Here is a 21,555-nt window from a genome sequence, read left to right as displayed (position 1 = left end):
TTCCGGCAGCATTTTTTGCAAAAAGACCAGAACCTGTGCTTACATGGCGGAGAATGGCTGAGCATCCTGCACGGCGGGGGCATCTTCAATTTCTCCGGAAATGCCGCTTACGGCCACGCCGCGGCGCACGGCGTAAAGCCCCGCTTCCTCCTCCTTCTTTCCGGCTACAAAAGCCCAGTAGTAATTACTGCGGTCATGATAGCAGGCCCACTCTCCGGCAATCCCCGGGCGCGCTTCCATCAGCAGGGAATAAGAATCCGCGGGAGAAACTTTGAACCCGCGGGGCGTCCTCAAACCGGAAGAGGGAAAAGAACGGATGTCTCCTCTCCACACAAGATCCAGAGAGGAAGAGGGCAGCAGACCTTCCGCGAGGCTGCTTCCCGCCAGCACCTGCCCGGCGCCAAACATGGGCAGACAGGAAGAACCCATAAGAGCGGCGCCGCAAACGGAGACAAGGCGCAGGAAAGGGAAAACGGATATGGTCATGGCGTGCTTCTGAAAAAGGCGGAAAGGACTCAACCCCCAAAAGCTTCCACAGTCAATCAAAAACAGCACTCTCTCTGGAACTGGGGGAAAAAGGCCGTTTTCCGGACAGGTGGACAGCTTGACAACCCATCCGCGCGTTTTTATAGTTTGCTGCCTGTTTTGAAAGGAAGAACGCCCATGGCAGCCCAGTCACGCAACATCGCAGAATTGGAAAACGCATCCGTATGGCGTCTGCTGATCCAGTACTCCCTGCCCTCCATCGCCGGCATGGTGGTATACTCTCTGTACAACATCATTGACAGCGTATTCATCGGCCACGGCGTGGGGCCTCTGGCCCTGTCCGGCCTGGCCGTCACCTTCCCCATCATGAACCTGACTTTCGCGCTGGGCACGCTGGTAGGCATCGGCGGGGCGGCCATCAGCTCCATCCGGCTGGGAAGAAAAGACCAGGAAGGAACTGAGCGTACGCTTGGCAACGTCCTCATCATGAGTCTGATTGCCGCTGTGGTGCTGGTGATTCCCACGCTTCTTTTCCTTACGGAAATTCTGACAGCCTTCGGAGCCAGCGGGCAAACCCTCACCTATGCGTACGACTTCATGCTCATTACCTTGCTGGGCCTGCCCGTCACATACGTCTTCTTCAACCTCAATCATGTGATGAGAGCTACCGGCTACCCTAAAAAAGCCATGGGCTCCACCCTTCTTTCCGTAGGAATCAACATCATCCTGGCTCCCATCTTCATCTTCTGGTTCAAATGGGGCATTACCGGAGCCGCCGTGGCCACCCTTCTCGCCCAGGTCGTCGGCATGGTGCGTGTGCTGTTACACTTTTCCGATGCGGCCAGCACGGTCCACTTCCGCCGCGGCATCTGGCAGCTGCGCAAGACCATCATCACCGGCATCCTGTCCATCGGGCTGGCTCCCTGCCTGGTAAACGTCTGCGGCAGCGCGGTCACCGTCGCCATCAACAGGCAGCTTGCGGACCATGGGGGAGACCTGGCTATCGGGGCCTACGGCATCATCAACCGCATTCTTATCCTGTTCGCCATGCTCGTCATCGGCCTCACGCAGGGAATGCAGCCCATCATCGGCTACAACCACGGAGCCATGAAACCGGCCCGCGTTCTGCTCACCCTCAAATACGGAGTTCTGGCCGGAACATCCTTTACCACGCTGGGCTTCCTGGCCTGCGTCTTCTTTCCCCGCGGCATTGCCGGCCTCTTCACGGATGACGCCTCACTCATCAGCCTGGCGGCCAACGGCCTGATCATCTGCGTGCTGGCCTTTCCGCTCATCGGCAGCCAGATCATCATCGGGAACTTCTTCCAGGCCATCGGAAAAGCCCGTCTGGCCATCTTCCTGTCCCTGACGCGCCAGATGCTCTTCCTGCTGCCGTTCCTGCTGGTCCTGCCCCGTTTCTGGGGGCAGGACGGAATCTGGGCATCCCTCCCCCTGGCAGACGTGCTTTCCTTTATCGTCACCCTGCTCTTCATCCGCCGGTTCCTGAAATACTACCGGCTGAAAAACAGGCACTACCTGGTTCCCGGCACGGGAAAGGCATAACCTTTCTCCCTATCTGCCTTATTTTATTTGCACGAATCCGCGTTCCCGGCCTCGTTCTTTCCGGGGTGCGGCAGGGGGGGAGTGAAACCGCTTTTTCCCATCCTCTGGAGAAAAGCCCTCCCCGCCTACCGTTTTGCCGCTGGCATTTTTGCAGGACATAAGACCGGCAGTATGCCTAACGCGCCGTACTTTCAGGACTCTATTCTGTTGGGCTCTTCGTATGGATTCATCATCCGGAACCTCGCCCGGGAAAACCGCTTTTTCCACCGGACAGCCCCTGGAAGCACGACAACCCGAACGGTATGACAAGGAATCAGATCAAATGAAAAACGGAATCATGATGCAGTATTTTGAGTGGAATCTGCCCAACGACGGACAGTTTTGGAACAAGTTAAAAGAAGACGCCCCCCACTTGGAGGAAATGGGTGTCACGGCCGTCTGGATTCCTCCAGCCTATAAAGGGAAGGAACAAAATGATGTAGGATACGGCACCTATGATCTTTTTGACCTGGGGGAATTCGACCAGAAAAACACCGTCCGCACCAAATACGGCACCAGGCAGGAACTCCAGGAGGCCATCAAGGCTCTTCATGAACACCATGTAGGCGTTTATCTGGATGCCGTCATGAACCACAAAGCGGGAGCAGACTATACGGAAAAATTCATGGCCAAGGAAGTGGACCAGCAGAACCGCGACAAGGAAATTACGGACGCCTACGAGATTGAAGGCTGGACCGGCTTCAACTTTCCCGGCCGCGGAAACAAATATTCCGACTTCAAATGGCACTGGTACCACTTCACCGGAACGGACTACGACGCGCGCACGGAAAAAACCTCCATCTTCAAGATTATGGGAGACGGCAAAAGCTGGAGCGAAGGCGTGGATGAAGAAAACGGCAACTACGACTACCTTATGTTCGCCAATCTGGACTTCAACCACCCGGAAGTGGTGAAAGAAATGGAAAGATGGGGAATATGGGTATCCCGGGAACTGGATCTGGACGGCATGAGGCTGGACGCCATCAAGCATATCAATGACGAATTCATCAGGAAATTCCTGGCGGCCGTCCGCAAGGAAAGGGGAGCAGACTTCTACGCCGTGGGCGAATACTGGAAACAGGATCTGGAATCCCTGGACGATTACCTCAAGGAGGAACGCTACAAAGTGGACCTGTTTGACGTCCCCCTGCACTACAACATGTACCAGGCCTCCAAGCAGGGCCGCGATTACGATCTTTCCAAAATTCTGGACGGAACCCTGGTTCAGAACCACCCTACGCTGGCCGTTACCTTTGTGGACAACCATGATTCCCAGTGGGGCAGTTCCCTGGAATCAGCTGTGGAAGACTGGTTCAAGCCCTCCGCCTACGCGCTCATCCTGCTCATGAAGGAAGGCTATCCCTGCCTCTTCTACGGGGACTATTACGGTGTGAGCGGCAATCCGCCCATGCACCGCGCCATCATCGACAATCTGCTGGAAATCCGTAAAAACCATGCTTTCGGGGAACAAAATTACTACTTTGACCACCCGAACACCATCGGCTTTACCCGTGTGGGAGATGAAGAACACCCGCATTCCGGCGTAGCTGTGCTCATTTCCAATGGAGAGGATGGAGACAAAGTCATGAACGTGGGCAAGCAGCACGCAGGGGAAACTTGGAAGGAAGCCACCGGCAACGTGGAAGAAACCGTCATCATTGATGAAGAAGGCAACGGCCGGTTTCTCGTTCACGGCGGCAATGTGGCCGTATGGATTCCGGAACACGCATCTCAGCACACACGGGAGGAAAACGGCAAATAACGCGGTTCCCGCCCGCAAAGAGCCAGAACGGGCATGAAGAAACGGCCTGTTCTCCACTCCGGACTGTTTTTCCGGAATGGGGTTCAGGCCGTTCTGACTTTAATCACCAGTTTCAGAAGCTTCCCTTCCCCAATGCAGCCGGCATGCGCATCCTCCGGGAAAAAAATGGCGAACTGCCCCGGTCTCACGACAAAAGAGGTGTCCGGCGCATCATCATAATGCTGCGCGTCCTTTTCCCTGCTGAATGGTTCGGAAGGCTTTTCCAGCGCCGCGCGCTCTTTCCACATGAATCCCTCTTCCCGGGAAAGGGGCACGTGGATGTCAATAAACCGGTCATGCACTTCCATGCGGGCGTTCTCCCGCTTCTTCATCACCGCTTCATTCACCATCACGGTCAGGGCGTCTTCCTCCAGGACATGGCGGCCAGTTTCCAGGGCTGCCGGAGCAGCCTCCCTGATAAAATCGAAAGCTCTCCTGAACAGGGGATTCAACATTTCGTAACGGGCAGAATCGGAAAGGGAGGCAATAATCATAATTACAGGCTCCGTCCCCGGAGCGGGCTTCATTGTAACGGGGAGGAAAAGCCAGTCAACTCATTTGCCCCCCTTCCCCCGATATTCCGACGCACAGCCCGTTCCTTCCTCCACGGAATGAAGTTACCGCCGTTTTCCCAAGCCTTTAAATACGTTATTCCCGTGAAGCACAGTAAAAAACTTGTCATCCGGCAACACCTCGTATATTGGAGTAACTGTAAGCTATCAGTCACACGATGATTAAACAGAAAAATCCATCCGGCACCTACCGCCCTTCTTATGACCGCACCCCCAGATACACTGTCAAGCAGGTTGCGGAAATGATGGAAATGTCAGCCTACACCATCCGGTATTACGAAAACGCCGGATTAATCCCGGACGTGGACCGCAGCGGAGGGAATGCCCGTATGTTTTCCGACTATACCCTGGGGTGGCTCCGCCTGGTCCACTGCCTCCGGATGACGGGCCTCCCGATTGAAGGCGTCAAACACTACATCGACCTGTGCCAGGAAGGGGACTCCACCATTCCGGAGCGCGCCGAACTGATTTTCAAGCAGGAGAAAAGTCTCCGGGAACAGCTCCGCATCCTGAAAAAACAAATGGAAGTGTTGAAATACAAGAAAAAATTTTATCAGGACCTTTTAGATAACCGCAGGCCGGACAGCTGCAATCCGCTGAACTACATCAGCGCCAGCGAGCCGAACATCGCTCCTGAGGAATAAGCCCTGCCTTAAATCCGCAACAGAAAGCGGCCGGGATTTCCCAATGAGGAATCCCGGCCGCTCTGCGTTCTTATCTGTTTCCCGCCGCCTCCGCATATTCCGCGTCGGTCATAAAAAATCCGTTTTATTTTTGAAGCTGACCGTACTCATCATCCGTCACCGGCTCAAGCCATTCATTAGACGCATTCTCACCGGGAATCTCGATAGCCAAATGGGAGAACCAGCTGTCGGCGGCAGCCCCGTGCCAGTGCTTCACATTGGCGGGAATATGGATGACTGTGCCAGGAAGAATTTCCACAGCAGGCTTTCCTTCTTCCTGATACCAGCCGCGTCCGGCCACGCCGATAAGCACCTGCCCGCCGCCGTTCGTCGCTTTGTGAATATGCCAGTTATTGCGGCAGCGGGGTTCAAAGGTCACATTGGAGATATTCACCTGTTCGCGTGAAACGGGCGCAAGATAACTGTTGCCTGTAAAATACTTGGCGTATGCCGTATTCGGCTCGCCTACAGGAAAAATCATCTTACGTTGGAAAGCGGCTTTGGCGTCTTCGCCCGCCGTATCTTCCGCCCATACGTCTTTGGCCAGATTAAATGCCGCCCATGCTTTCGGCCAACCGGCATAAAAACCGATGTGGGTGATGATTTCAGCAATCTCGGTACGGGTAACGCCGTTCTTCTTTGCCGACTGAAGATGGAAAACGAGCGAATTGTCGGTGATGCCCTGGCTGATCAGGGAGGTGACGGTTACCAAACTGCGGTCGTGCAGACCGAGCTTGTCAGTCCGACTCCATACTTCACCGAAAAGAACATCATCGTTGAGTTCCGCAAATTTGGGAGCAAACTCTCCTAACTGAGTGCGTCCCGCCGTCTGTACTATCTTTTCCTGCGACATAGAATTTGTTATGAAAAAACTAATTGAAAGAAATAAAATAATCTTATTCATTATTATGTTATTTAATAATATTAGCAATGCTGCTTGAAGGATTCAGCGGCGTCTGGTCGGATAAAACCAATGCCTTAACCATGTGCTTCGTTCCCTGCTTGTATTTCTGGAAATGAGCCGATGCGATGTGCGACTTATATGCCTTTTGGCTGGCGTAAGTTTCGAGAATGGTTATCTTGCAGGCATTTTCTTTCTCCGCAACAGCGTACATGGTCAACACGCCCGGTTCCGTGCGCAGGGAGATTTCCCCCACTTCGATGGCGTACTTCATATATTCCTCCAAATATTCAGAATGCACTTCTATTTTTGAGAGACGAACGATACCATCAGGCTGCATCGGTAGCTTGACGCACATGCCCGTATTTTTGCCATTCTCCATTTCCACTTTATCGTGATTTATGGTTTGGGCTCCTGAAAGGTTCATCAGACAGGCAAGGGAAAAAGCCATTCCCGCAATGGTTCGTTTCATAAAATCATTATTTGTTGATGGAAATCGTCTCATTGACCCACTTGACGAGCGCGGCCCTCGTCGTCCGTATTCCTTCCCCGGCAAAAGCGCCTCCCTTGAGAACGGTGGACTTGGGACACAGCTTCCGAACCTCGTCCGCACAGCGCGCCATGCCGCCGCCACCATGCGTCACAAATGGAATCACCGTCTTGCCGGAAAGGTCGTAACTTGCCAGGAAAGACGCGACCGGCGGCGCAATGGTGCTCCACCAGTTGGGGCTGCCGATGAAAATCACATCGTACTTGCCCATATCCTCCACCTTGGCGGCCAGTTCCGGCCGACCCCCTTCCTGAATCTCCTTCCTGGCCTGCACGGTACATTCCCGATATTCGGAGGGATAGGGTTTGACCGGCTTGATTTCAAACAGCGTTCCACCCGTCGCCTTCTGAATTTGAGCAGCGGCGTACTTCGTATTGCCTCCCCATGAATAATAGGCAATGAGAACCCTGGAAGGTTCCGCGGAAACCTTGGGTTGTTCCTGTCCCGAACATCCGGCTCCTGTCATCAGGGCCGCGGCCAGCGTGCATATCATTGATATCGTTTTCATATATTTTTATCCGGTTAAAAGGAGCGGCAAAAGGCGTCCGGAAAAAACGGTTTCATCCGGCATTTCCCTTGCCTGACCTTGTTCCTTATTTCTGTCTAAACATTAGAGTAACTATAAGTCAATATTTTTTCAACAATTCCGGCAAGCCTGACCGCATCACTTCCTAAACTGCTTTATCAATATATGTTATTCGTTCCGAAGCCGAATCAGAACAATTTCCGATGGAACGCCGATGCGGATGGGAAAGCCGTTCCAAATCCCCGCCCCATTGGAAACGTACAGCTTCATATTACCCACCGTGTACAGCCCGGAGACGAATCCCTCGTTAAAACGCGCCACCAGCCGGTCCACGCCGGCAATCATGCCTCCGTGCGTATGGCCGGACACTTGAAGATCCACGCCGTGCGCAGCCGCCTCCCGGGCCAGCCGCGGCTGGTGGGAAACAAGGATGCGCACTCCCTTTTCCGGGGCATCCTTCAACGCCTTGCTTATATCCGGCTCCTCCTTCCTCATGATGCCGGCCACAGGATCCGTCACACCGGCCAATACCACGGCCTCCCCTCCCGCCGGCGCGTGTTCATTAAGAAGCATACGAATGCCCAGAGTGGGCAGGAACTCCATCCACTCCTCATAACCGGAGTAATACTCATGATTGCCCGGCACGCCGAACACCCCGTATCTGGCCTTCAAATCCGCAAGCGGCCTCAAATCGCCGCCATGCACGGGCACCGTCCCGTCCACGAAATCTCCGGCAATCACGACGATGTCCGGATTCAGGGCGTTCGTGCGCTCCACAATCTTCCGAATGCGCTCCTCCCTTGTAATGCCGTCCACATGCAGATCCGCCAGCACGGCGACCGTCAATCCGTCCGCCTCCTCCGGCAGACGGTTCACGGCAATCGTTTCCTCCTTCACCTGGGGCACTCTGGTGCCTCCGATCAGGCCCACAGTTGCCAGCACAGCGGAAAGAACCAGCAAAACAGCATTCACCCGGTTGCCAATGATGCGGAACCTTTCCGTCCTGTTCCTCCGCAGGCAGAACAAAACCAGCAGATACAGCGCCCGCACCACATCCGCCGCCAGCAGCAGGAAAAAAAACAGGAAAAGAACGGAGAACAGCCACGCGGCCGCCAGCAGAACGTTTCCCGGCAAAACCGGGGAGAAAAACATGGGGCCTCCCAACAAATGCAGCAAGTGGAATTTGAATGCCGCCACCGCCAACAGGGCGGCAAGCAGAAGCTTCCAGCCCCATTTCAGCTTCAGCGGCAAAATAGCGCGGCAGAAAACGTAAACCGCCAGCAATGCTCCGAAAATCAGAATCATATGTCTCTTTCTTAAAAACAGCTTAACATCCTTCCTCCACCGCCGCAAACAACTCAACGGAAGGGAACGCGCCGGCAAAACTACTTGTCAATCTGGCTCTCCGTAAACGGATCCGCCCGGTGCCCCATCAGGGGAATTCTGGAACAGGCAAGGTCGAATTCCTTGAGTTCCGGTTCGGACAGGCGGACGGAAGCCCCTCCCAGAAAATCATCCAGATGGGCTGGATTGGTTGTTCCGGGAACAGGCGCAATCCACGGTTTCCGGGAAAGCATCCAGGACAGGGCAAACTGGGCCGGAGTCATGCCCCTGCGTTCCGCCCATTCCCGGACAAGAACAGCCAGCGGCATGTTGAATCTGAGGGCTTCCGGAGTAAACCGGGGCAAAGTGGCGCGGCGGTCCCGCTTTTGAAAACGGCTGTCCTCCCGGACGGCCCCTGCCAGAAAGGCGCGCCCCAGCGGACAATACGGAACAAAACCGATGCCCAATTCTTCCAACGTGGGAAAAATCTTCGTCTCCGCTTCCCGCCACCAGATAGCGTATTCGCTCTGGACGGCGCTCACCGGACACACGGCATGGGCCTTCCTGATGGAACGGGCGCCGGCTTCGGACAGGCCGAAATGCAGCACTTTTCCTTCCCGCATCAGTTCCTTCACCGTACCTGCCACTTCTTCCATGGGAACGTCCGGATCCACCCGGTGCTGGTAAAGCAGGTCAATATGGTCGGTACGCAAACGTCTCAAGGAACCTTCTACCGCACGCCGGATATGGTCGGGCCTGCTGTTCAGGGAAGAAGGGCGGCCTTCCTCCACGCCAAAACCGAATTTGGTACCTATCCTGACCTGGTCGCGGACAGGGGCGAGAGCTTCACCCACCCATTCCTCACTGGTATAAGGCCCATACACTTCCGCCGTATCAAAAAAAGTAACTCCTTTGTCAAAAGCCCGGCGTATCAGGGCAATCATCTCCTGTTTATCATACTTGCCGCCGTAATAACCCACCATCGGCAGGCAACCCAGCCCGATGGGGGACACTTCCAGGTCTCCAAGGCGCCGGGATTCCCCAAGAAAACCCTTCTTCGGCGCCCCGGAAGAAGACCCCGGACCATCAAGAAGCAAAGAAGAACCCTCCCCGGCCCATCCCCGGGAAACCAGGGATAAGGCAAAACCGGACGTTATTTTGAGAAAATCCTTGCGTTTCATTACGTTCCATCTTTCTTCCCCAAATTCAGCCGCAGAATCGCCTTATTTCAGATACTTCAAAAAGAACTGTTCGATTTTATCGAACGGAATAACGCCGGCTTGATTGTCATAAAGATCCACATGGCTCGCGCCGGGAATGATCATCAGCTCCTTGTTATCCCCCTTCAACTTCTTGAAGGCGTCCTCGCTGAAATAACGTGAATGGGCTTTTTCTCCGTGAATCATGAGCACGGCGCTGCGGATTTCACCGCTGTACGCCAGAAGGGGCATATTGATGAAAGAAAGCGCCGAGGTAACGTTCCATCCGCCATTTGAATTGAGCGAACGCTTGTGATAGCCGCGGGGCGTCTTATAATAATCGTAATAATCCTTCATAAATCCGGGCGCATCCGCGGGCAGAGGATCAGGCACGCCCCCCGCGAGGGCATAAGAACCGTTCTTCGCATCATCCGTGCGCCAGGCATTCAGTTGTTTGCGAAGCTCATAACGGGCGTCGGCATCCATCGCGTCGAAATAGCCGTTCGCGTTCACGCGGCTCATATCGTACATCGTGGAGGTTACCGTTGCCTTGATGCGGGTGTCGATAGCCGCCGCATTGACCGCCATGCCGCCCCAGCCGCAAATGCCAATGATTCCAATACGTTCCGAATCCACGTCATCGCGGGTGGAAAGGTAATCGACGGCGGCGCAGAAATCCTCCGTATTGATATCCGGAGACGCGACATAGCGGGGAAATCCTCCGCTTTCTCCCGTATACGAGGGATCAAACGCGATCGTCAAAAAACCTCGTTCGGCCATCGTCTGGGCATAAAGGCCCGCAGATTGTTCCTTTACAGCTCCGAAAGGGCCGGAAACGGCAATAGCCGGCAATTTCTCGTTAACATTCCGGGGCATATACAAATCCGCAGCCAGCATAATGCCATAACGGTTGCGGAAACTTACCTTGCGGTGGGTTACCTTGTCGCTTTTAGGAAACACTTTGTCCCATTCCTGCGTTAAATTCAGCTTCTCGTTCATCATCTTGTCCGTATGGGGGTTATTATCTTCTGCCAACAGGCTCCCCGCACAGCAAAAGCAGGCGGAAAAAGCCACACAAAATATTTTAAATGAGTAACGTATCATCTTTCTGGAACTTCATGCGAATTACTGCTTCCCGTAATTGATCAGGTACAGGATCGATTCCGGATCCCGGTGGCACAGGAAAAGGCTCTCTCCGCGGTCCAGCCTGGCGATAGCGCCCATATCCTCCAGGGAAAGGGCAAAATCAAAGACGTTGAAATTCTCCTCCATCCTTTCCCGGTGGGTCGTCTTCGGAATGGCGATAATTCCACGCTGAATCAGGAACCTCAGGGCTGTTTGCGCCGGGGTCTTGCCGTATTTCTCTCCAATGCCCTTCAACACGGGGTTGGAGAAAAACCCATTGCGACCTTCCGCAAAAGGCCCCCAGGATTCCATTCTGGTACCGTACTTTTCCATCACCTCCCGGACTTTTTCCTGCTGGTGGAACACATGCGTTTCCACCTGATTGACGGCGGGTCTGATCTCGCAGAACTCCGCCAGGTCCACAAAACGGTCCGGATAAAAATTGCTCACGCCAATGGCGCGTACCTTTCCGGCCCGGTTCGCTTCTTCCATGGCCCGGTAAGTGCCGTAGTAATCGTTGAAAGGCTGGTGGATGAGCAGCAGATCCAGATAATCCGTGCGCAGCTTGCGCAGGGATTCATCAATGGACGCCTTCGCCTTCTCATACCCGCCGTTGGAAATCCACACCTTCGTGGTAAGAAACAACTCTTCCCGCGGAACCCCGCTCTTCTCCGCTGCGCGGCCTACGGCTTCCTCATTGCCGTAAATCTGCGCGGTATCAATAGAACGGTAGCCGACCTCAATCGCATCCAGCACGCAGCGTTCGCACTCCTTAGCGTCCGGAATCTGAAAAACGCCAAACCCCAGGACAGGCATCGTAACGCCATTGTTCAACATCACTTTTTCCATCACAGTTTTTTCTATTGTTTTTTGATGCTAAAAAGGAAATGACCGACTAAACGGCCTGCTGCGGTTTCAGCTCTTTCAGTTCATACTTCCTGCTGCCAAGACCTATCTTCTCGGCATACTCTACCGTATGCCGCCCATGGCGGCTTTCAATACGCTCCACCAGGGGCCTGTTGTCATTCCCTTCGGACGGCCTGACGGCGTAAACGAGATCCAGGCAGGCCTGGTCAAGAGCAACCGGATCAAGGGAGGCCAGAATACCGATGTCCTTCATTTCCGGCGCATGGGGGTGGGAATCGCAATCACAGTCAATGGACAGATTATTCATCACATTGATGTACAAAATTCTGTCCCCGAAGTAATCCGCCACCGCCTGCGCGGAAGCCGCCATGGACTCCAGGAAATCATCCTGACTGGCCAGATTGTTCCACACGGAGGAAACATCCCGCGTCTTTCCGGCGGAATGGATGTACGCCTTCCCGGCTGCCGAGGCAACACCGATGGACTGGTTCTTGATCACACCGCCGAAGCCGCCCATGGCATGCCCTTTGAAATGGGCCAGATTGACCATGAAATCATAATTCTTTAAATGATCCCCCACGATATCGTATTCCAGGTGCTTCCTGTCCCTCACCGGGATAGTGAACTCCCCTTCCGCGTCCATGATGTCCACCCGCGCAATATCGGAAAAACCGTGATCCTTCGCAGCCTGCAAATGGTCCTCCGTCCGGGAGCGTTTGCCTCCGTAAGCCGTATTGCATTCCACGATGGTGCCGTTCACCCGGCGCACCAGGTCTTTGATTAAGGCCGGACTCAGAAAATTGCGGCCTCCCGGTTCCCCGGTGCTGATCTTGACAGCTACCTTTCCCCCGGCCGGACGCCCCAGAGCCTCGTAAATCCTCACGAGAGCCTCCGGAGAAATTTCTTTCGTCATCCAGACCCTGGAAGCTCCACCCTTCTCCGCAATCGCGCCCAGGGCATACTCCGGCAAAGCCAGGCATGCCAGGGCTGCGGTGGAAGACTGGAGCCATGTTCTTCTCGTCATCTTATTTTCCATGGCAACTTGATTGTTGATGATTAATAACCGTTCTCCCTGTTAAGAGCCTGCAGGACCCGACGGGCACGTCCGTGTTCCGGAAATGAGGCCGCACAGCGTGCGGATGATTCTTTCCAGCCCCTCAAGCAGCAGCTTCCTGGGACAGGCGACGTTCAGGCGAATGAAGCACCCCGCCGTTTCCCCGTACATTTCCCCGCCGTTGACGAGCACCCGCCCCTCCTCTTCCAGCAGGCGGACAATCTCTGCGGAGGGAAATCCCAGCGCGGAACAATCTACCCAGACCAGGTAGGTCCCCTCCAGCGGCACCACACGAAGCTGCGGCAGACGTTCTGCCAGCATATCCCGGACAATCTCGTAATTCCCGTAAAGGTAGAGCTTCAGTTCCTCCAGCCATTCCTCCCCTCCGTTATAAGCCGCTTCCAGGGCATCTACGGCAAAGGAATTGACGTCACACACCTCATTGATGTTGATGGCCTTGTCAATCCTCTTCCGAACTTCTTCATCCGCCGCGACGATATTGGCTATCTGAATGCCTGCCAGATTAAACGCCTTGCTGGGGGAAATACAGGTGACGGAATGGTGCAGGGCGTCCTCGGAGAGGGAGGCGAACGGCGTATAGGGATGGCCCGGATACGTCAGTTCGCAATGAATCTCGTCAGCCACTACGAAAACGCCGTTTCTCCGGCAAATGGCGGCCATCTCCTCCAATTCTTCCCTCGTCCAGACGCGCCCGGCTGGATTATGGGGATTGCACAGGAGCATCAGCTTGACGGCGGGATCGGAGGCTTTCCGTTCCAGCTCCTCCGCATCCAGCGCATATCTGCCGTTCTCATATTTCAGAGGGCAGGTTTCCGCCACGCATCCGTTATTGCGGATGGAGGAAAAAAAGCAATTATATACAGGCGTCTGCACCAGCACCTTGTCCCCAGGGACCGTCAGGGCCCGTATGACGGCAGACAGCGCGGGAACCACCCCCGTGGTATAAATCATCCATTCCGGATTAATCTTCCAGCCGTGGCGGCGTTCAAACCAGTTTGTAACCGCCTCATAATAGGAATCCGGAACCCGCGTATAACCGAAAATGCCGTGTTCGGCCCTTTTCCGGATGGCTTCCGTCACCGCCGGAGCCGTACGGAAATCCATGTCTGCCACCCACATGGGCAGAATATCCTCCCTGGGCATGGAATCCCACTTGTAGGAATTCGTGCCGCGGCGCGGAACAACAGTGTCAAAATCGTACTTCATGCGGCTTCTCCGGATTGTTTTTTTCCCGTTTCAATGGAGCAATTGGCCGGAGCCTTGCAATGCTCGTCCAGAATAATATCCCCGTACTCTTCCGCAACAATGCGGCCGCTGCGCGGATTTTTGACGCTGTGCACACGCCCCTTGATTTCCGCATGCACGGAGGAATACTCAAAGCAGAGATCCGCATCCTCTCCGAGCGTGCAATTCTCCAAAACCAGGTTTTCCGCGTAGCACAACGCCTGCGTGCCGGAAATGCGGCAATTCACCAGACGAAGGTTCCTGGAATGCCAGCCCAGATACTCCCCATCCACCACGGAATCGTACACCGTCACGTCCTCCGTATTCCAGAAAGCGTCCTTGGAATGGATTTCCGCATTCCGTATCACCACATTCCTGCAATATTGGAAAGAGTAATTTCCGTTCAGGCGGAAGCCGTCAACATCTATATTCTCCCCGTGCATGAACAGGTAATCCCCATGCTCCGCCTGAACGCCGCGAAGCTTCGCATTCCGGCAGTGCCAGCAGCATTCCAGGGCATCCGTCAAAACGACGTTCTCCAGAACCATCCCGTCCATATCACGGAACATCTTGGGCGCTTCCACGCGGGTATCCTTCATGTGCAGATTCCAGGAATACCAGATGGCGGCCCGGGCGCCTTCCCTGAACAGGCAATGTTCCACCAGCAGCCCGTCATTGTGCCAGAAAGGGTACTTCCCCCGGAACTCGCACCGTACGGCTTCAATGTCGGAACATTCCTTCAGGGCGGATTCCCCCGGATAAATAATGACGTCTTCCAGCCTAAGATGGCGGGAAGCGAACAGGGGGCGTTCCCCTTCGTAGGAAGCATTTTTAATCATTCTCTTGGTCATGGCGATGATTTGATAAAAAGTCTGTTGTTTTTCATGATGTGCCTTTTAAACGGCGACGGCCGGCTTCCGGAAAAAGAAGGGAAAGGACGCCGGCCGCGTACCATGCCCTCTTCTTTCTTCATTCAGGCTATTCCTTATAGTAACTATAATGCAAAAAAATTTTAGCACTTTCTGTTTCATTATTTTTAATTCATTTATAATAAATACATATTAACTGTCATAAAATTATTTCTCAACATGCAAAATCGAGAAAAGCCTCTTCATTTTTCACTTTCTCCGCAAAAGGCGCATCTTTTACCCGGAAAGAATCCAGAAGCGGAAGGCCGCCGTTTCAGGCGGCATCTTCCGTCTCCAGTCTCCCGACCAGCGCCATAACGCCCGGAATGATGGGCGCCCCGGACCCAGGTCGCATCATCCCCGCCTCGCATCCCGGCACGACAGACACCACAGGGTATTTCCATACAGTCCTGCGCCCGCTTGCGCCTCAGGAAGCTACTTCAACAGCCGGTCCCGGCGGCCACGCCAGAATGAAATCAAACCGCGCCAGATAAACGGGAAACGACCACGTGGAGGAAAGGCTTCCCTGCTCCATCTCATACGGTTCCCTCCGGACAGAAATCCGGAACCGCAGCTTCATCCTCTTCGCAAACGGACACCATACTGCCCGCCCGCATGACCAACCGCTATTCCCGCACAGGAACGGCATTGGAGGACGGCATTTCCGGAACCCGGGTGATGCAGCCGGCAAATAATGCAATTATCCAAACTCCAGCCCTTCCCCGTCTCTCCCGTTCAAATTGCTCTGCGGATAAAAAAAGCCCCTCTGGAAATCCGGCGCCCACTCCTGCCGGAACCTTTCATGCGTCCGCAGGCGTTTCAACCGGAAAAAACAAACCGGGAGGCCTCAAACGCGGCCGTTCATTTCCGAAAGCAAGCTCCGCAGGAAAAAGCGTTCCGAACTCCTTGGGCAAGGGCCGGTTTACGGTTTTATGGAACAGGAAGACTTGGAAGCCTGCAAAGCGGAATTATCCATCTCAACAGCCAGCCAGAACACGCCGACAGCCATCAGGCCGAAAACGCAGGCTCCGGCGACGGAAAGAATGTTCATTGCCAGCTTCCGCCGCTTCGCCTCTTCCCTGCATCGACGAACCAGCGCCCGCAGCGCGCCGCAGACGGAACCGGGGCAAATGCCCCACTTTTCTTCCCGGGAGGGCTGTCTTCTGGGATACAGGTCGGACCTCATCATCACGGGATGCGGAAATGGCTCCGGCTGCATTACGGAAAGGTCTAAAGGCATGTACTTCATAGCGCCTTTTTAACGATTTTCGTTAATGCGTCAACATATTTTAACGAATTCAATTTATTTCTTTCTATCGACAATTCACGAAAATCGTGTATCATCAAGCCATGACACCGACAAAAGGGGATGTGAAACACTGGTTGAAGGCCATTGGGAAAAACCGTGACTGGCTTGCCATGGAATGCGGTACGGAAAAAGGTACGGTGAATAACTGGCTCTCCCCCTCCGGCCCCTTCCCCGCCAGCGCCATGTTGAAAATCCAATCCCTGATGTCTCAATACAAAACGGTTCAACCGGAAGACGAACCTGTCCAGACCAATCGCCTCGTGCTGGAAATCACGGAAGAGCGCATGAGGAAATATGAACGGGCCGCCTCTGAAAAAGGCGTCCCCCTCCGCCAGTGGCTGACGGATTTGGCGGACGAAGCGGCGGAGGAACGCCAGCTGCGGCCAACACACTCCCCCCTGGTTCCCCTGGTCAGACAATTTCCGTCCCATGCTGGACACGCCAGGCGTGAATACAGTACGCAAATAATCGGCAACATCGCCGCAGGCTCTCTTGCGGAAAGCGACACTGTCCCGTCTACCATTTACATGGAAAGGCCCCTGGGTAAAAACGAATACGTGGTTCGCGTAGAAGGGAAATCCATGGAACCCCTTATCCCGGACGGCTCCCTGGTAATTATGCGGCGCCATACCGTCCCCCCCATCCCCAAACCCGGAACCATTGTTCAATACCATGACGAACGAGGGGTTACTCTGAAAAAGCTCGGCCGCAAAAAAAATCCGGAAACCGGAAAAATGGAATACGTATTACATCCACTTAATCCCGACTTCGGAGACATCGAACCCATGGACGGCGGCAAAATCTCCGGCATCTATGTGGAAACCCTGGACAGGTGGGAGAAAGCTTGACGCACCGGGTAAATGTGCTATAGGTAAATCATCTTTTTTTATTTTCCGTTAGCCGTCCACGTTGGGAAACGCGGGCGGTTTTTTATTGCCATTACAGCCGTGTACAGTAGCATCCTCCCAGAAAAGCGCTCCTGTTCAGCCCTTGGCCTCCTGGTCAGGGGCTGGTCAGGGGCTTTTTTGTTAAATAGCATTATTGCGCTTTCTTCAAATCTAATAGTTGTACTTGCCTCTTATAATCTTCCCATATATCAGCCAGTGCATGATATGTTGTTTTATATTCAGGAATAGGTTTCGCCTGCATAATCCAATAGCAATAAGGATAGTCTAAAAATTTATCTCCAAGAATAACTTTAACTACAAAAACACCTGCAACATCTCGATACTTCTCAAAGAATCTTGTTTCATCTTTCCATAGATTGCATGGCTTTAGAGCATCTAAAGCTACTGCGTCAAGCATGGCTTTCTTCTTTTCATCAGTTTTAATATGATATTTTATTTCTGTGACTATTTCACGAATTGCCTTCTCCTTAAAAGTGTTTCCAAATTGGCGATATGCACCAGACTGAATATCCAGCCATGCCTGTCCAGGGTTATTCTTCACGACGCTTTGGAAATGCAGCACAAGAGCTTCAGAAGGAGATTTCGTGTTGTACTTTTCTTGCTCAATACGCCTCCATACATCATTAATACGTCTTTTGTGAGCATTTCGCACTTTGTGCGAAAAATCATTCCAAACAGTACGAAAAATTTCTTTAGAGTTATTGAATATAGGAGTTTCCTTCCCTTGGACCTTCCAATAAAGGTATGGATATTTAATGTTCTCTACTCCAAATAAAGCAGTGAAGATGCCTAATCCTAAATCATATTCCTCGTCCGGTGTGACTGGGGGCTGGTAGCCTTCCGCCTTCACCAACCCTTTTGCTTCTCAGGCGACTTTCGTCGGGCTTGAACTCCGGAAGCTTCCGGGAACCCGGCACCTGTCCCCAGTCTTGCAAGGAAGTAGGGGCGTCATTCTCCTGCAAATGATCAAAGGACTCGGGAAGAAGGTTGGAATGTTTCGCCTCCTGCGCCAAGGGGAAAAAGTCTGTTAAAGGACGATCTATTCCATAGGATACAGCAGTAAAAAATATGGAAAAAGTGTAGAGCAAAGTGCGCATGGTAAACTCAACATACACCGTACACTCCTTAATATTCAATCTTATTCCGCCAGCTTAAACCCAGGCTTGGACAAATTCGCCACCCCAGCCACGGACAAGAGCCAGGACGCCACGGAATCAGCCGCCTTGCTGCGGCTCCCGGCGCCCGCTCCGACCACGTAAGCGGCCGCCTTGGCATCCAGCAGAATCAATTCCGCCCAATCGGCAAACGTCATCTCCTTCTCCCCGGTGGCGGCTTTCCACGTATTTTTGGCCGCCCGGTAAATCGCGGAATAATCAATCACTCCGGACGCGGTGCCTGCGTAAATACGCTGGCCAGTCGCCTGCTTGTAACCAAACTCCACCGCCGCCCCCAGCATCGGCACGCCGCCAATCATGGCAACAGGAGCTCCCAGCATGGCGCCGAACCATCCGCCGTTCTTCTCCCACTCGTCCTCGTCATCCAGCAGGGCGTGCCACAGGGCAATCACCGTCTGTTCGGCAACGGACATCATTCCATATAAAGCAAGAGCCTGCCCCCAATTCCCGGAGCTCACATGAGAAACGATCATCCCCACCTTATTCAACACATCGGAACTCATAAAACAGGCCATCTTCGCAAACAGGCCCGTGGAAGCCCCCAGCATGCTCTTCTGGCTCTGCGTCAGCGGCTGGGCCACCAGCTCCAGAGCCCGGGTCACGCTCTGCATGCACAGGGCGTGCATCTCATCCTCCGTCATCGGGGCTCCGGTCCTTTTTCCTGCCTCTTCCAGCTCGGACCACTTTGCGTTATACAGGGCGGCCATGGACACGGCATTGCTCCACACGTCCATCTTCTCAATAGCCCTCATGCCGGCCATGGAAAACCTGATCGCTCCGGTGTATTTCTGATCGGAAGCATACCCCATCAGCTGGCTCACCAGTTCCGCCTGCGCGTCATTGGTCCTCGCCCGGAAAGCCTCCGTTTTCATCATCTCAAACACCCCCATGCGTCCGGTCATGGACATCGTCTGCCCCAGGTGCAGCAGGAAACTCCCCATGCCCACCTCCCCGGCAAACATCCCGTGCATCAGGCCGCTGGTCTGCTTGAGCATCGTCAGCACGTTCCAGGCCAGCAAGGCCACCGCCTTGGCGCTCTGGAAGCGGCTTGTCGCCTGGGCTCCGGCCAGCAGGGCGCCCCCCTCCATCACTCCGGCCCCGTCAATCACATCCAGCCAGTGCCGCAGGGAATCAATCCCGTGGCGCCCCATGTGCTCCTTCAGGGACGCTGCCGCCTCCTTGTCCGCCAGAATGCCGCGCCAGCGGGCAGTAATATCCGCCGTGCAAATATAATTCTCCACCTCGGCGCTCGCCGCCTGGAACACGGCCTCGCAATCCATATTCCAGGCCAGGTGCAAATTGTGCTTCCGCCTGGGAATCAGCATCCCGTACTTCGCCCCGCCGGCCACGGCATTCGTCTGTTCCCCGAAAGACGCCTTCGTATCAAGCTTGTGGTCCGCCCGGAACACGGCCCGGAAATAATTCTCCACCGCGGGGAAGGGAACCCCCTCACGCTCCTCATACACACGGGCCAGCAGCTTTCCCTGCCGGTTCATCAGCTCCCGCAGGCCGTAGCCGAACGCCAGCCCTTCGGCGCCCACAAACTCGCGCAGGCGGGCAACCTCCGCTTCTCCAATGCCTTCATTCCGCATCGTCTCCACGTACTCGGCCTGCTCGTAAAGCAAAATGGCATACATCGCCTGGGCGCGGGAAACCTTCAACGTCTCGCCCTTCCTGCCCGGGCGCACCACTTCCGCCTTCGCCGTAATATTCTTCCTCCTTCTAGCCCGTCCGTCTCCGGCCTTCACCAATTCATCCAGCTCGGCAAGCTGCCGGCGCATCTCCGGAATAAGCGCTTCCGGCACGGACGCCTTATCGTCGGAAAGCCCCCGGTCATTGTACTCCTTCCTGATTGCCTTGCGTCGTTCCTCCCTCTCCTCAAAAGACAACCCCACCCACTCGCGGGCCTCGGCGATCCTCACGGTGCGCTCCACCTTCACCAGCGGATTCAGCACTACGCCGGAATCCCCTGTCTTCTTGAAATCGGAAAGAACCCTTGCCACATCTTTGGTGCGCTGAACGCCAAAACACCGCTTAACCAGGGCCGTCACCTCCCGATCCCGGGCGTGCTTCATATTCCTCAACGCCACATTCGCCTCGGCAATCGCAGTAACCTCGGCATGCGCCAGACCGCGCAGGGCGGGAATCTTCTTCCATCCATTCAACATCTGGGAATAAGACTGCAAACCGTACTTCAGGTACTTGGCCGCCTTCGTTCTCGTAGACGCCTTCGCATCCTCTTCCGCGTCACGTCCTCCCTGGGGAGTGGCCTGCCCAAGCCCTTCCACAATCTTCTCGGCCTTGAACTTCGTCCGGCGCCTCTCCTCGTCCAACCGGGTGGACCAAGCCGTCCGTCCCGTCGTGATAAACAGGGCAAGGGCGCGCGCGCAGGCGCGCGTCTGCTCCAGTCCCATCCCGGCCAGATATCCGAACGTGTGCCAATCCTTCAATTCCAGCTCGGCCGCATCCCGTTCCTCTTCGGTGGACTGGTTGCTGGAAAGCACGCCCTCCAGCTCCAGCATTCGCTTCTCCTTCGCCTCCTGGTCCGTATTCATCATGGCGACTATCCCGTGCAAATGCCTGTAATCCTCCGCGCTCAACTTGCCCTTGTTAAACTTCCCGCTGGCCTTCTTCGTCGGCTGCACGGCCTTGATGCGGGCAACCATCTCCGCCCGCATCTGGTCGACGGCATATCGGTCTGCCTGTTCCAGCGTGCGGGCCAGCAGCTTGTCAATCACGGCATCCATGCGCTCGCTGGTATCGTCCATCAGCGTCTCCTTCTTCAGCTCATCGGAAAGCCATACCTGACCGTCCTCCAGACGGGTGGCAAGATTCTCGGCAGCTCTCATGTAAGGGTAAAGGCCAAACCTGTACCCCTCCGGCAGCGTCTTGTAAATGGAAGCCACCACGGCCATGACCCTTCCGAACGCCTCCGCGCCGTCTCCCTGCTTCACATCGTTGGCCGCGCAAACCCGGCGCCATGTCTCCAACGCTTTTGCCGTCTGGCTGCGCAGCACCTCCAAACGGTTCTTCTGCGCCTCCCGCTCCAGCGTCACCCAGACACTTTCTCTCGTGGCAAGAGAGAAACTCGCCGTCGGATCCTCATAATCCGCCCACGCTCCCCCGGTGGACTCGTCCGCAAACGCCGTAATCTTAATATCGTTGCCGTCAAAAATCACGTAATTATACGTCTGCTTCTCCTTCTCTTTCCAGCGGGATAGCCCGTCTGCGTACCTGATGCCTTTAATATCGCTGGACAGCAAAGACACGCTGGCGGCCTTCTGTGCCTCCTGTTTCGTGCCATCTTCTCCATCCCAAAAA

General features: G+C 54.7%; 19 protein-coding genes. 4 read left to right on the top strand and 15 right to left on the bottom strand.

From position 1 onward, the window contains the following. Positions 1-39: 39 nt before the first annotated feature. Entirely contained in the window at positions 40-486 is a 447-nt protein-coding gene (locus BHW66_RS08685; protein WP_146023890.1) for a hypothetical protein, read from the bottom strand. A 177-nt stretch (positions 487-663) separates the two neighbouring features. Between BHW66_RS08685 and BHW66_RS08680 the strand changes: the two genes are divergently transcribed. Together BHW66_RS08680 and BHW66_RS08675 are read left to right on the top strand one after the other, a co-directional pair. Then, positions 664-2,049: an MATE family efflux transporter gene (locus tag BHW66_RS08680; RefSeq protein WP_102758390.1), complete on the top strand. Its 1,386-nt coding sequence runs from the start codon at positions 664-666 to the stop codon at positions 2,047-2,049. Positions 2,050-2,371: 322 nt separating this feature from the next. Continuing rightward, positions 2,372-3,850, top strand: a complete 1,479-nt coding sequence (locus BHW66_RS08675; protein WP_102758389.1) for an alpha-amylase — start codon at positions 2,372-2,374, stop codon at positions 3,848-3,850. 83 nt (positions 3,851-3,933) lie between these two features. Here BHW66_RS08675 and BHW66_RS08670 read toward each other — a convergent pair whose 3' ends face one another. Continuing rightward, positions 3,934-4,383, bottom strand: coding sequence for a YhcH/YjgK/YiaL family protein (locus BHW66_RS08670; RefSeq protein WP_180975765.1), 450 nt, complete (start codon positions 4,381-4,383; stop codon positions 3,934-3,936). 236 nt (positions 4,384-4,619) lie between these two features. Here BHW66_RS08670 and BHW66_RS08665 point away from each other — a divergent pair, with 236 nt between their 5' ends. Then, complete coding sequence (locus BHW66_RS08665; RefSeq protein WP_012420842.1) at positions 4,620-5,105, top strand: MerR family transcriptional regulator; 486 nt, start codon at positions 4,620-4,622, stop codon at positions 5,103-5,105. Between the two features lie 124 nt (positions 5,106-5,229). Here the strand turns inward: BHW66_RS08665 and BHW66_RS08660 are convergent, their stop codons facing one another. From BHW66_RS08660 to BHW66_RS08610, 11 genes are all read right to left on the bottom strand, one after another. Next, positions 5,230-6,048: a carboxymuconolactone decarboxylase family protein gene (locus BHW66_RS08660; RefSeq protein ID WP_180975764.1), complete on the bottom strand. Its 819-nt coding sequence runs from the start codon at positions 6,046-6,048 to the stop codon at positions 5,230-5,232. Between the two features lie 7 nt (positions 6,049-6,055). After that, entirely contained in the window at positions 6,056-6,517 is a 462-nt protein-coding gene (locus tag BHW66_RS08655; RefSeq protein WP_022198210.1) for an antibiotic biosynthesis monooxygenase, read from the bottom strand. Positions 6,518-6,524: 7 nt separating this feature from the next. Continuing rightward, positions 6,525-7,103 carry a flavodoxin gene (locus tag BHW66_RS08650; RefSeq protein WP_233465482.1) on the bottom strand — a complete coding sequence of 193 codons (579 nt, stop codon included), beginning with the start codon at positions 7,101-7,103 and terminating at the stop codon, positions 6,525-6,527. A 186-nt stretch (positions 7,104-7,289) separates the two neighbouring features. Then, positions 7,290-8,426, bottom strand: coding sequence for a metallophosphoesterase (locus tag BHW66_RS08645; protein WP_022198208.1), 1,137 nt, complete (start codon positions 8,424-8,426; stop codon positions 7,290-7,292). A gap of 80 nt (positions 8,427-8,506) precedes the next feature. After that, the gene (locus BHW66_RS08640; protein WP_022198207.1) at positions 8,507-9,625 is read right to left on the bottom strand and encodes an aldo/keto reductase; all 1,119 of its coding nucleotides are present in this window, start codon (positions 9,623-9,625) and stop codon (positions 8,507-8,509) included. Positions 9,626-9,667: 42 nt separating this feature from the next. Continuing rightward, entirely contained in the window at positions 9,668-10,747 is a 1,080-nt protein-coding gene (locus BHW66_RS08635; protein WP_046435505.1) for an alpha/beta hydrolase, read from the bottom strand. A 21-nt stretch (positions 10,748-10,768) separates the two neighbouring features. Further along, on the bottom strand, positions 10,769-11,617 hold the full coding sequence (locus tag BHW66_RS08630) for an aldo/keto reductase (protein ID WP_102733399.1): 849 nt from the start codon (positions 11,615-11,617) through the stop codon (positions 10,769-10,771). A gap of 46 nt (positions 11,618-11,663) precedes the next feature. After that, a complete protein-coding gene (locus tag BHW66_RS08625) occupies positions 11,664-12,671 on the bottom strand; it encodes a DUF362 domain-containing protein (protein WP_046435508.1) in 1,008 nt (335 codons plus the stop codon). A 39-nt stretch (positions 12,672-12,710) separates the two neighbouring features. Further along, positions 12,711-13,916, bottom strand: coding sequence for a MalY/PatB family protein (locus tag BHW66_RS08620; RefSeq protein WP_046435510.1), 1,206 nt, complete (start codon positions 13,914-13,916; stop codon positions 12,711-12,713). Next, the gene (locus BHW66_RS08615; protein ID WP_046435512.1) at positions 13,913-14,785 is read right to left on the bottom strand and encodes a DUF3737 family protein; all 873 of its coding nucleotides are present in this window, start codon (positions 14,783-14,785) and stop codon (positions 13,913-13,915) included. The genes BHW66_RS08620 and BHW66_RS08615 overlap by 4 nt, the downstream gene beginning before the upstream one ends. 979 nt (positions 14,786-15,764) lie before the next feature. Then, on the bottom strand, positions 15,765-16,031 hold the full coding sequence (locus BHW66_RS08610; RefSeq protein ID WP_128153538.1) for a hypothetical protein: 267 nt from the start codon (positions 16,029-16,031) through the stop codon (positions 15,765-15,767). Positions 16,032-16,192: 161 nt separating this feature from the next. Between BHW66_RS08610 and BHW66_RS08605 the strand changes: the two genes are divergently transcribed. Continuing rightward, on the top strand, positions 16,193-16,999 hold the full coding sequence (locus BHW66_RS08605; RefSeq protein ID WP_102758387.1) for a S24 family peptidase: 807 nt from the start codon (positions 16,193-16,195) through the stop codon (positions 16,997-16,999). Positions 17,000-17,189: 190 nt separating this feature from the next. Here the strand turns inward: BHW66_RS08605 and BHW66_RS08600 are convergent, their stop codons facing one another. Beyond that, on the bottom strand, positions 17,190-17,909 hold the full coding sequence (locus BHW66_RS08600; RefSeq protein ID WP_286689008.1) for a hypothetical protein: 720 nt from the start codon (positions 17,907-17,909) through the stop codon (positions 17,190-17,192). Between the two features lie 288 nt (positions 17,910-18,197). Then, positions 18,198-21,555 (bottom strand): hypothetical protein (locus BHW66_RS08595; RefSeq protein ID WP_286689007.1); only part of this gene is annotated, 3,358 nt, incomplete at its 5' end.

The organism is Akkermansia sp. 54_46, from assembly GCF_001917295.1.
In the GTDB taxonomy this organism is placed as follows: domain Bacteria; phylum Verrucomicrobiota; class Verrucomicrobiia; order Verrucomicrobiales; family Akkermansiaceae; genus Akkermansia; species Akkermansia muciniphila.
This window is presented reverse-complemented; position numbering and strand designations above follow the sequence as displayed.